The sequence below is a fragment of the Thermodesulfobacteriota bacterium genome (assembly GCA_040756475.1).
GTDB lineage: Bacteria > Desulfobacterota > Deferrisomatia > Deferrisomatales > JACRMM01 > JBFLZB01.
This window is the reverse complement of sequence record JBFLZB010000154.1, coordinates 1-10991: the sequence shown is the minus strand read 5'-3', so window position 1 is coordinate 10991 and position 10991 is coordinate 1. Positions and strand designations below refer to the sequence as shown.

At 71.6% G+C, this 10991-nt stretch carries 12 protein-coding genes; 4 read left to right on the top strand and 8 right to left on the bottom strand.

The features are described from left to right. Positions 1-15: 15 nt before the first annotated feature. From moaC to AB1578_17870, 3 genes are all read right to left on the bottom strand, one after another. A complete protein-coding gene (moaC, locus tag AB1578_17880) occupies positions 16-507 on the bottom strand; it encodes a cyclic pyranopterin monophosphate synthase MoaC (protein ID MEW6489763.1) in 492 nt (163 codons plus the stop codon). Beyond that, on the bottom strand, positions 504-914 hold the full coding sequence (locus AB1578_17875) for a hypothetical protein (protein ID MEW6489762.1): 411 nt from the start codon (positions 912-914) through the stop codon (positions 504-506). Before AB1578_17875 ends, moaC begins: the two co-directional genes overlap by 4 nt. Positions 915-1134: 220 nt before the next feature. Continuing rightward, positions 1135-2667 (bottom strand): YifB family Mg chelatase-like AAA ATPase, encoded by a 1533-nt coding sequence (locus AB1578_17870; protein MEW6489761.1) that lies wholly within the window; start codon positions 2665-2667, stop codon positions 1135-1137. Between the two features lie 395 nt (positions 2668-3062). On the opposite strand from AB1578_17870, the gene rsmI reads away from it, so the two are divergent. The 3 genes from rsmI to AB1578_17855 all read left to right on the top strand — a co-directional run bounded on the left by rsmI (position 3063) and on the right by AB1578_17855 (position 5859). Next, entirely contained in the window at positions 3063-3950 is an 888-nt protein-coding gene (gene rsmI, locus AB1578_17865) for a 16S rRNA (cytidine(1402)-2'-O)-methyltransferase (GenBank protein MEW6489760.1), read from the top strand. A 125-nt stretch (positions 3951-4075) separates the two neighbouring features. Further along, a complete protein-coding gene (locus AB1578_17860) occupies positions 4076-4570 on the top strand; it encodes a cytochrome c3 family protein (GenBank protein MEW6489759.1) in 495 nt (164 codons plus the stop codon). Between the two features lie 110 nt (positions 4571-4680). After that, positions 4681-5859 carry an HD domain-containing protein gene (locus AB1578_17855; protein MEW6489758.1) on the top strand — a complete coding sequence of 393 codons (1179 nt, stop codon included), beginning with the start codon at positions 4681-4683 and terminating at the stop codon, positions 5857-5859. A 34-nt stretch (positions 5860-5893) separates the two neighbouring features. On the opposite strand, the gene AB1578_17850 is transcribed toward AB1578_17855, so the two are convergent. The 4 genes from AB1578_17850 to def are packed head-to-tail and all read right to left on the bottom strand — an operon-like array spanning position 5894 to position 9193. Further along, on the bottom strand, positions 5894-6862 hold the full coding sequence (locus AB1578_17850; protein MEW6489757.1) for a polyprenyl synthetase family protein: 969 nt from the start codon (positions 6860-6862) through the stop codon (positions 5894-5896). A gap of 46 nt (positions 6863-6908) precedes the next feature. Continuing rightward, the gene (locus tag AB1578_17845) at positions 6909-7727 is read right to left on the bottom strand and encodes a DUF116 domain-containing protein (protein ID MEW6489756.1); all 819 of its coding nucleotides are present in this window, start codon (positions 7725-7727) and stop codon (positions 6909-6911) included. Continuing rightward, positions 7720-8670 carry a methionyl-tRNA formyltransferase gene (gene fmt / locus AB1578_17840; protein MEW6489755.1) on the bottom strand — a complete coding sequence of 317 codons (951 nt, stop codon included), beginning with the start codon at positions 8668-8670 and terminating at the stop codon, positions 7720-7722. The genes AB1578_17845 and fmt overlap by 8 nt, the downstream gene beginning before the upstream one ends. A gap of 4 nt (positions 8671-8674) precedes the next feature. Beyond that, positions 8675-9193 carry a peptide deformylase gene (gene def, locus AB1578_17835; GenBank protein MEW6489754.1) on the bottom strand — a complete coding sequence of 173 codons (519 nt, stop codon included), beginning with the start codon at positions 9191-9193 and terminating at the stop codon, positions 8675-8677. 332 nt (positions 9194-9525) lie between these two features. Here def and AB1578_17830 point away from each other — a divergent pair, with 332 nt between their 5' ends. After that, the gene (locus tag AB1578_17830) at positions 9526-10002 is read left to right on the top strand and encodes a Mut7-C RNAse domain-containing protein (GenBank protein MEW6489753.1); all 477 of its coding nucleotides are present in this window, start codon (positions 9526-9528) and stop codon (positions 10000-10002) included. A 28-nt stretch (positions 10003-10030) separates the two neighbouring features. Here the strand turns inward: AB1578_17830 and amrB are convergent, their stop codons facing one another. Next, positions 10031-10879, bottom strand: coding sequence for an AmmeMemoRadiSam system protein B (gene amrB / locus AB1578_17825; GenBank protein MEW6489752.1), 849 nt, complete (start codon positions 10877-10879; stop codon positions 10031-10033). Between the last annotated feature and the right edge of the window lie 112 nt (positions 10880-10991).

Sequence of the window (10991 nt, the reverse complement as noted above, 5' to 3'; positions counted from 1 at the left end):
CCTCTGCCCCAGGCCCTATGCCCCCCCCCCCCGTTCGTACGTCCCGCTCTTTCCGCCCTCCTTGCGCAGCAGGCGCACGTCGCCGATGACCATGCCCTTGTCCACGGCCTTGCACATGTCGTAGACCGTGAGGGCCGCCACGGCGACCCCGGTGAGGGCTTCCATCTCTACCCCCGTGCGGCCCGACACCCGAGCCTCGCACCGGATGTCGACCCGGTGGCTGCCCGGATCCAGCGTGAAGTCCAGGGAGACCGAGGAGAGGGGGAGGGGATGGCACAGGGGGATGAGCTCGGCCGTGCGCTTGGCGGCCATGATGCCGGCCAGCCGCGCCACCTGGAGCACGTCGCCCTTCTCCACCGTGCCGCCGGAGAGGCGCCCGAAGGTTTCCGCCCCCACCCACACGCTGCCGGCGGCCACGGCTCGGCGCTGCGTGGGTGGTTTGCTCCCCACGTCCACCATGCGGGCGGCGCCGCTCGCATCGAAGTGGGTCAGCTCCGGCGGGCTCACTGCGCGGGCCTCACCTCGATGGCGTCCACCACCACGTAACTGTAGTCCGCCCCCAGGGAGTCGAAGGTGCCGTAGGCCGTCACCTGGGCCCCCTTCTTCACGTTGAGGAGCTCGTCGGCCTGCTCGTGGTCCTTCCTCAAGTACAGCCGCACGAGGCTCGGCGTGCCCAGGGCGAAGCAGAAGTAGTCGCGGGTGTTGATCTTGGTTCGGCGGATCTGGTAGCAGAAATCGCTCCCGGTGAAGAGAAACGTCCCCGTCACCTGGACCTTCTGGTTCACGTACGTGTCGGCCTTGCCCACCAGCTCGGCCTGGCTGGCTTGCCGGTAATCGCCGGGCTGGACCGGCGCGGCCCACGCGGGCGCGGTACCGACGAGAAGGATCAGGGTCAGGGCGGCCAGCTTGTTCATCGCAACCTCTTTCTCGGAGCGGACGCGCGTGCGGTACCGGTGCCGTTCGCGGGCCTTGGGTAAAGGGGGGCTCGGCTCCCACGGGTGGCCCCTCGTACCGGGTAACCGCGGCTGCGGTTACCCGGTCCTCCCGGCTACCCCTGCGCCCGGCATTGTAGCAGCATCGCCTTCCGGCACCCAAGCCGGTGGCTCACCGGCTCCCGGGGGAAGCAACGGGCGATCACTCCCCTCGCAGCACAGAGCCGGCGCGGCGAAACTGCAACGCCTCGAGCACGTGGAGGCGCGCCACCTCGCCGGTCCCCTCCAGGTCCGCGATGGTCCGCGCCACCTTGAGGGCTCGGGTGTAGGCCCGGGCGGAGAGCCCGAGGCGGTCCATGGCGTGTTCGAGGAGTTGGCGTGCATCGGCCGCCGGAGAGCAGAACCGACGCACCGCGGCGGGGGAGAGGTGGGCGTTGCAGTGGAACCGGCGTCCGGCGTACCGCTCGGCCTGGAGGGCCCTGGCGCGGCCGACCCTCTCCCGCACGGCTGCCGAGGTCTCGTCCCCTCCCCCTCCCGCCATCTCCCGATAGCGCACCGCAGGGGCCTCCACGTGGAGGTCGAACCGGTCCAGGAGCGGGCCCGACACACGGGCCCGGTACTTTCGGATGCCGGAGGGGCTGCACGTGCACTCGTGTTGGGGGTCTCCAAAGTAGCCGCACGGACAAGGATTCATGGCGGCCACCAGCATGAACCGGGCGGGAAAGGTGACGCTCGTCGACGCCCGGGCGATGGTGACCTCCCCGTCCTCCAGGGGCTGGCGCAGAACCTCCAGCACGTGCTTCTTGAACTCCGGGAGCTCGTCGAGAAAGAGCACGCCGTTGTGGGCCAGGCTGATCTCGCCGCACCGCGGGATGGTCCCCCCGCCGATGAGGCCCGCGTCGGAGATGGTGTGGTGGGGCGCGCGAAAGGGGCGCCGCACCACCAGGGGGCCGGTGCCGTCCTGCACGCCCATCACGCTGTAGATCCGGCTCGTCTCCAGGGCCTCTTCCCAGGTCATCTCGGGCAGGATCGTGGGAAGGCGTCGGGCAAGCATGGTCTTGCCCGCTCCCGGCGGACCGACGAGAAAGGCGTTGTGCCCTCCTGCGGCAGCCACCTCCAGCGCGCGCTTCACGTGGCCCTGCCCGTGGACCTCCCCGAAGTCCACGTCGTACTCGGCGCGCTGCCCGAAGAGGTCCGAGAAGTCGGCGTGGAAGGAGGGGAGCGATCCCCCCCGGAGGCCCTCCACCACTTCGGCCAGGGTTCCCACCGCGTGCACGGTGAGCCCCTTGACCACGGCCGCCTCGGCCGCGTTCTCGCGGGGTACGCAGATCGCCTCGAGCCCCAGGCGGCGGGCTTCCAGGGCAATGGGCAGGACGCCCCGCACCGGCCGAAGCCGCCCGTCCAGGGAGAGCTCGCCCAGGAAGAGGAGCCGATCCAGCCCCCGGAGGCCCAGATCGGCGTCGGTGGCCAGGATGACCAGGGCCATGGGGAGATCGAAGGCGGCCCCCTCCTTCTTCACGTCGGCGGGGGCCAGGTTCACGGTGATGCGCTGGGGCGGGAACGCATACCCCGAGTTGCGGATGGCGGAACGGACCCGATCCTTGCTCTCCTTCACCGCGTTGTCGGGCAGGCCGACCACGGTGAACGAGGGCAGGGCCCGAGCCACGTCCACCTCCACGTCCACCCGGTAGGCATCCACGCCGAAGACCGCACCCGAGATGGCCGACGAAAGCACCTCCACCTCCCCCGGCCGCCGGGAAGCGGCCCCTATGCACACCCCAAAGCCCGGCGCACTCTACCCAAGCCCGTACGGAGCCGCAACCGCCTTCCCCGCGGCCCCCGGCGGGCGCCGCCCGGACCGCAATCCGGCTGCCCAAATCCACCACCTCTTTTCGGGGCAGGTTCGGGGAGCCCCGTAGCGGAGCCGTGCGCCGCATCGACCGACCCGGCCCACGCTCATGCAAGGGATGACGCTGGGCGCACCGGGTCCGCCGGGCCTACCTCTTCCAATTGTCGCGGATCGCACGGCGCAGCGTAGGGGTTCCCCGAACCCGCTCTCCGCCCAGACGGTGGTTCCAGGGCTGGCCACGCACTTTACACGGCAGTGCCCCTTGCGTAGAGTCCCCGCACATGTCTACCCCTCTTGCCCTCGCCCCGGGCACCCTCGCCGTGGTCGCCCTGCCCCTTGGGAATCCCGCCGACATCACCGCGCGCGCCATCGACGTCCTGCGCGCGGTCGACCTGATCGCTGCGGAGGACACGCGCACGGCCCGCCGGCAGCTCTCTCCCCACGGGGTGCGGGCAACGTTCGTCTCCTACCACGACTGGAACGAGGAGCAGCGCGCCCGGGCGCTGGTGGACCGCCTCGCCCGGGGGCAGCGGGTCGCCCTGGTGTGCGAGGCGGGAACCCCGGGAATCTCCGACCCGGGGTACGATGTGGTCCGCCTGGCACGGCTCCGGGGGATGCCCGTGGTGCCGGTGCCCGGCGCCTGCGCGCTGACCGCCTTCCTGAGCGTCTCCGGGTTGCCCACCGACGCCTTCTCCTTCTATGGCTTCCCACCGAGCCGGCCCTCGAAGCGCCGGGCGCTCTTTGCGGACCTCGCGGGGCGCACCGAGACCCTGGTCTTCTACGAGTCGCCCCGGCGGATCGTGGCCGCCCTGGGGGACGCCCTGGAAACCCTGGGCGATCGGGAGGCGGCCCTGGGGCGGGAGCTGACCAAGACCCACGAGGAGTTCTTCTTCGGGCCGCTTTCCGCCATTCGAGACGCCCTCGCCTCCCGCCCCAAGGTGCTGGGAGAAGCCTGCTGGGGCGTGCGGGGGGCGGCGCAAAGCCCGCGGGCTGGAGCCGTCGACCAGGAAGCCGCCCTCGCCGAGATCCGCGCCTCGGGCCTGCCTCCCCGCGAGGCGGCGCGGGAGCTGGGTCGCCGCTGCGGCCTGCCGGCCAAGGAGGCCTACGAGCTCCTGGTGCAGGGCCGGGACTCTGCGCCGCGAGCCCGGGAGCGGCGCGGAGACGCTTGACACTGCGGAGGACCTTCGGGTAGCGTTGCGCCGGCCACCGGGGGGGGAGAAGTGCTTGTTGCGCGGCAGGATTTGCCGCCTTGCCGTCCTTTCCCATTCCGGGGCAACCGAAGAGGAGGAACACCATGAAAAGGCTCGCCGTCGCCGCACTCGCCCTGGGGATCGCCGCTCCGGCCTTCGCCTACGGGCCCCACGACCCCAACTGCGTCGAGTGCCACTCGATCCACGCCGCCAAGGGCAAGGCCATCCTGGCCGTTGCCCCCAACACCAAGCAGCAGAACCCCTCCACCGGAGCCGGGGCCGCAGGCGACCAGGCCCTTTGCCTGGGCTGCCACAGCGAAGAGCAGGGCATCATGCCCATCCACCTCTCCAGCACCCATCCGGTGGGCATGAAGCCCAACAAGGTCAAGGTGCCGGCGGAGATGCTGCGCAAGGACGGGACCCTCGGGTGCGCGAGCTGCCACGATCCCCACCCGTCGAACCCCAACCACAAGTACCTCCAGGGCGGCGTGTCCAAGGGCTCGGAGATCGGAAAGTTCTGCGCCCTGTGCCACGCGGACAAGGCCGACACCGGGGCCTTCTCCAAGGCGGGCGCAGCCGCCGTTCCCGCCAAGAAGTAGACTCGGAGCCGTTCGAGCAGGTCTCTACGAGGAGGGCTTCGGCCCTCCTCGGTTCGTTTTCGGTCCGGCGCTTTCCTTCGCCCCTGCCGCCCGCGGCCCGGAGAACCCCCATGGCCATTCGGAAGACCCGCTCCGTCCAGTCCCTCAAGGAGGGCACCCCGGAAGGCCGAGCCTTCGAGGACGTCTTTGCCGTCACCAAGAAGAGCCTCCTTACCTCGGCCCGCGACAAGCCCTATCTGCGTCTTACCCTGTCCGACCGCACCGGAGAGATCGAGGGGTTCGTCTGGGAGGACGCCGATGTGTTCGCCGGCCGCTTCGAGGCCGGCGACCTGGTGGCGGTGTCCGCCCGGGTCCAGGTGCGCAACGAGGCGCCCCAGCTGCGGGTCGACTCCGTGGAGCGGCTGTCGGACCGGGAGCTCGAAGGGCTCGACCGCCGGGCGTTCCTGCCGGGCCTCGACCTGGAGGCATGCAGGGTTCTCTGGGAGGAGCTCTCCGCCCTGGCCGCGCAGGTCACCCACCCCGAACTGCGCCGCCTGCTCGGCAGCTTCCTGGACGACCCGAAGTTTCGTGCGGTCTTCCAGGACGCCCCGGCGGCCAAGGGTTTCCACCACGCCTACCTGGGAGGGCTCCTGGAGCACACGGTGGGCGTGCTGCGGCTTGCCCGCGCCCTGGGGGCGCTCTACCGGGACCGCCTCAACCTGGACCTGCTCCTGACCGGCGCCTTCTTCCACGATATCGGCAAGGTGCGCGAACTCTCGCGCCGCCCCGGGTTCGACTACACCGAGGAGGGGGCGCTGCTGGGCCACATCGTGGCGGGAACCCACATGGTGCGCGACGCCGCGGCCCGCCTCCCGGGCTTTCCCCCGGCCCTGCTGCTCCAGCTCGAGCACCTCATCCTGAGCCACCACGGGGAGAAGGAGTGGGGCGCGCCGGTCCAGCCCCAGACCCTGGAGGCCCTGGCCCTGCACTACCTGGACAACCTGGACGCGAAGATCGCGGGGGCCGCCCAGTGGCTCGATCGCGAAAATGTGAGCGCGGGCTCGTGGTCCTCGTTCTGGCGGGGGATGAACCGCTCGCTCCTGCGCACGCCGAACTTCGGCCCTGCCGACGGCGCCGGGGTTCACGGGGGGCAGGGCATGGCCGACGTGGAGGCCGCCCTGCTGCGGCTGGACGAGCCGGAACCGAAACCTGCGGGCCCCGGCCCCGGGGAGGAGGAACAGCGCCAGAACGCTGCGCCCAAAGACCGCCAGGTCCCGGGAGCCCGGGGCAGCCAGCGGGAGCTGTTCTAGCGGTCAGCGGTCAGCCGCCAGCCCTGTAGATTTCTCACCGGTCCCGGGTCACCACGTAGTCCGCCACCGCCTCCAGCGCCTCCCGCTCCACACAGGGGGGGAAGCAGGCCAGGAGGGCTTTGGCCCGGGCGATCCGCTCCCGCGCCTGGGCCCGGGTGAAGTCGATCCCTGCGTACGACTCGATCAGCCGGCTCACGCCGCGCAGATCCTCCGGCGAAAGCTCGTCCCTGTCGAGCGCCGCCTGCACCAGGGCGCGCTCCTCGGGGGTGCACTGCCGCAGGGCGTGAATGAGGGGCAGGGTAATCTTGCCCTCCGCCAGATCGATGCCCACTTCCTTGCCGAAGGCTTCCTGGTCCCCCACGTAGTCGAGGCAATCGTCCAGGAGCTGGAAGGCCACCCCCAGCTCCATGCCGTAGTCCCGCAGGGCCCCGAGGCGGTCCTCCCCGACCCCCCCCAGGAGCCCGCCGATCTCGCAGGCGGCGGCCAGGAGCACCGCGGTCTTGTTGATCACGACCTCCAGGTACTCCTGCTCCAGGGTTTCCAGGTCCGAGGTCTTCAGGAGCTCGAGCACCTCCCCCTCGGCCATGCGGGTGGTGGCGTCGCTCATGGCCCGCAGGACCCGCAAGTCGCCGTCGGCCACCATGAGCGAGAAAGACCTGCTGAAGAGAAAGTCCCCCACCAGAACGCTGGCCTCGTTGCCCCACACGGCGTTGGCCGACTCCTTCCCCCGGCGCAGGTCCGCGTTGTCCACCACGTCGTCGTGGAGAAGCGTCGCCGTGTGGATGAACTCCACGATCGAAGCCAGGGGCACGGCCCGCTCCCCCCGGTAGCCGCACAGCCGAGCCGTCAGGAGCACCAGCAGGGGGCGCACCCGCTTGCCGCCGCTGCGCAGCACGTAGCGCCCCACCGTGGGGATGAGGCTCACGTCGGACCGGAGGTTCTCCTGGAACTGCAGCTCGACCTTCTTGAGCTCCTCGTCCATCAGCTGGAGCACGTCGTTCATGTCCATGGGGGCTCCCGGGCAGGGCCACGCGGGCCTGCGAATCGATTCAACCGCCGGCGGCGGTGTCAGAGTCTTTCTCCCTCCCCGGCAGGGGCCGGGAGACGAACCGGGCCAGGGCCCGCTCCACCTCGCCCAGGTCTACCCGGGTGTTGAAACAGGGACCCTCCGGGCGGTCGTTCAAGATGCCGTAGACCGGCAGCGGGTGGGCGTCCTGGATGCCGCTCGTGAGGTCGCGCTCGCAGGCCACGGCGATGATGATCTCGGGGCGCTGCTCCACGATGATCCGCCGGGCGATGGTGCCGCCGGTGGCCACGCTCAGGTGCACGCCGTAGCGCCGCCCCAGGTCCACCAGACCGGCGATGGGGCACCGGCCGCACTCCTGGCAGTTGGCGATGTCGCCCGTGATGCGGATCTCGCAGGCGTCGACCTGGAGGCAGTGGGGCAGGAGGATGAGCATCCGCTCCGGGCGGGAGCGGCGCCCCGAGCGCAGCACGAGCTGGTTGTTCACCGCCACGAAGGAGCGCTCCACCTTCTCCTTGGGGATGCCGAACAGGCGCGCCACCGCCACGAGCGGCGGAAAGAACCCCCGGATGAGGAGGCCGCGCAGACGCCGGGTTCCGGGCAGGTCGCGCTCGAACAGCGTCGCAAAGACGAGGATGCCGATCCCCGCGCCCACGAGCAGGGCCCCGGCGCCGAAGGCCGCGCCCAGCAGGGCCGCCAGCCACGACTCTCCACCCGCCCAGACCTGGGGCACGAGCCAGGTGGCCAGGCCGATCCCCCCCAGGAGGAGCCCCGTGACCAGGAGAAGCCCCAGGAAGAGGCGCTTGCCCCCGCCGGCCCCTCGCGCTTCCTCCCTCCTATCCATGGGGCGGCGCCTCCAGGTGCTGCCCGGCGGCCACGCCGCCGCCCCGCGCAAAGTCTGCGCCGCTCATGGCCCGCTTCCCCTCGGGCTGCACCTCCAGCCAGACCACGGCGCCCCCGCCGCACGCGACCACCGGCCCTTCGCGCCGCAGCTCGAGCACCCGGCCCGGGGGGCCCGCGGCCGCCGCCTCCCGCACCCGGAGCACCTTGACCAGCCTGCCCCCCACCGCCGCCAGGGCCCCGGGCTGGGGCGAGAGGGCGTGGACCACCCGGCGGACCTCTTCGGCGGGGCGTTCCCAGGAGAGGATCCGAAGCTCCCGGGTGAGCAGGCGGCTTGCGGTGGCTCGGGCCTCGTCCTGGGGCACCGGGTAGACCGTGCCGTCCCGCAGCCCGCGAAGGGTGCGGACGAGGAGGCCGCCTCCCGTGCGGGCCAGAACCTCCTCCAGCTCGCCCCGGGTCGCCTCGGGCCCGACGGGCACGGACTCTTGCAGGAGCACGGGCCCCGTGTCCATGCCTTCGTCCAAGAGCATGGTGGAGTTGCCCGCCTCGGCGTCCCCCGAGAGGATCGTCCAGGCCACCGGCGACGGCCCCCGGTGGCGCGGGAGCAGGCTCGGGTGCAGATTCACGGCGCCCCGGCGGGGCAACGCCAGCAGCGCTGCCCGCAGCAGCTGGCCGTAGGCCACCACCACGAGGACCTCCGGCGCCAGGCGGGCGAGCTCCGCCACGGCCTCGTGGTCGTTGACCCGGGCCGGTTGGAAGAGGGGAAGTCCCAGGCGCTCGGCGGCGGCCCTTACCGGGGTCGCTTCGGTGTGCTGCCCCCGCCCCCGGGGGCGGTCGGGCTGGGTGACGACCAGGCGCACGTCCTCGCCGGCCGCCGCCAGGGCCTCGAGGCTGGGCACGGCAAACGAGGACGTCCCGAGAAAGATCAGGGGGCCGCTCGGCGCCACGGGATCAGGGGGCCGGGCGGGCCACGGCCGCCGCCTTTCTCTGGCGGGCCACGTAACGGCTTCGCTTGAGCTGGCTCAGGTGATCGAGGAAGAGCACGCCGTCCAGGTGGTCGATCTCGTGCTGGAGCGCCACCGCCAGGAGATCCTCCCCCTCGATCTCCACCCGCCGCCCCTCCAGGTCGAGCCCCCGGACCACCACCCTCTGGCATCGGGTCACGTTCTCCCTCAGTTCCGGCACCGAGAGGCACCCCTCCTCCAGCTGCAGCGACCCCTCCTTGCACAGAATCTCGGGGTTGACGAGCACCAGGGCTTCGCCGGGCTTCTCCCCCGCCGACAGATCCACCACGATGAGGCGCGAGGGCACCCCCACCTGGTTGGCGGCCAGCCCGATGCCCGGCGCCCGGTGCATGGTCTCGATCATGGACCGGGCCAGCCGGTGGACCTCCTCGTCGATCCGCCGGATCTCCTGCGCGCGCTCGCGCAGCACCGGGTGGGGAAACTGGAGGATCTCGAGTACCGCCATCGCGCTCAGCTCGGGCAGGGGTTCGGGATACACTGGAAGAACGGTATCTTACCCAAGCCGGCCCCGGCGGTTCAACCGCCGCGCCCGATTTTCCCCTTCACGCTGCCGGGCTCGGAAGCGTGAGGACATTTCGTGCCTGGTTTTCGCCCAAGACGCTCTTCGTTGCGCCGTTGCGGCGTTGCGTGATAGGGGTTTTCCAAGAGAGCTCTCTCACGCAACGGCGCAACGGGAGGCGGGAACACCTCCACTCTACTTTCACACAGCAAAGAAACCCGTCCGTGTGCGGATTGCGTGAGAGGGGTGGTTTCACCTTACCCCGGTAGGAGGCCCTCGTGAACGAGGCCGCGCCGCGCTTCCTGGTGGACGCCATGCTCGGAAGCGTAGCCCGGGACCTGCGCCTCCTGGGCTACGACGCCGAGTACGCCGGCAGCGCCCCGGACGCCGCCCTGCTCGGGCGGTGCCAGCGGGAGGGACGAGTCCTCGTCACCCGGGACCGGGAGCTCGCCCGCCGGGCCGGCCCCCTGCCCCACGTGGCCGTGGAGGCACCGGCGCCCCAGGAGCAGACCCGGGAGGTGCTGCGCGCCATCGCAGACCGGCCCGCCCCCGCCCCCTTCACCCGCTGTCTGGCCTGCAACGGCATCCTCCGCGCCGTGTCGCGGGAAGCAGCCCGAGCCGCCCTCCCGGACCACGTCGCCCACGCCCAGGAGCGCTTCCTCTCCTGCGACCGCTGCGACCGCACCTACTGGGAAGGCACCCACATGGCCCGCTTGCAGGAACGCCTGGCGCGGCTGGCGGGGCGGGGGGCGTAGGGCAGGCGGTTTGGCCCGTCCCGCTCGGCTAGAACACCACTCCCGCGTACCCCACCGCCATCTCGAAGCGGCGTTCGCCGGCCACGTCGTGGCTGGTGGTGTATTCCAGGAGAACGCCCCGGGGGGCGCCCCGGGTTCGGGCGGCGGCGACCGCGGCGGCCAGGGCGCCGTAGCCGCAGGCGTTGTGGTGGGTGCGGGCCTCGGCGGCGATCGCCTCGGGCTTCAGGCCGGTGACCAGCTCGAGCATGCGCCGGTCGTTCTCACGCATCCACTCCTGGGCGGCGGGGCCCGCGCCGGCAGGGGCAAAACCGTAGGGCGCCCCATAGTGGGTGAGATCGGTGCTCCCGATGAACACCACGTCGTTTCGGCCGGCGAGGGCGCGCCCGAGGCCCTCGCCGAGGGCGACCGTCCCGGGGCCGGGGGGCACCGCGATGGGGACGATCCTTGCTCCGGGGAAGAAGTGGCGGATGAAGGGCACCTGGACCTCCAGGGAGTGCTCTCCCTGGTGGGCCTCGGGGTCTTCCGCCAAGTCGCCCGGCAGCCTGCGCAGGAGCTCCCGGGCCAGGGGCTCGTCTACCTCCACGGGCCCGAGAGGGGTCTCCCACGGGCCGGACGCGTAGACCGCGTTTCGGTCCACGCCCCACCGGTGCACCGCCCCCAGGAGGACGAAGGCTCGGGGGTTGCCCCTTTCCTGCAACGTCCGAAAGACCTTGGCCGCCAAGGCGCCCGAGTACTGCCACCCGGCGTGGGGGACCACCCCCGCCACCGGCCGGGCGGGCTCGGAGGGGGGCACGAAGCCCTCCACGTAGGCCTGGATGCGCTCCGGGGTGCACTCCGACCGGTAGAAGCCGGCGGCCTGGGGTCGTCTCGTGCTCATCTCGCCACCTCTGCGGGCAGGGTCGGTTGCCGCGTGTCCTTGCCACGGGTACCTCCGGGCCCCGCTGGCGTCAAGGCAGCGGTGGGATCGGCGGACGCGGGGCCGCGCGTTC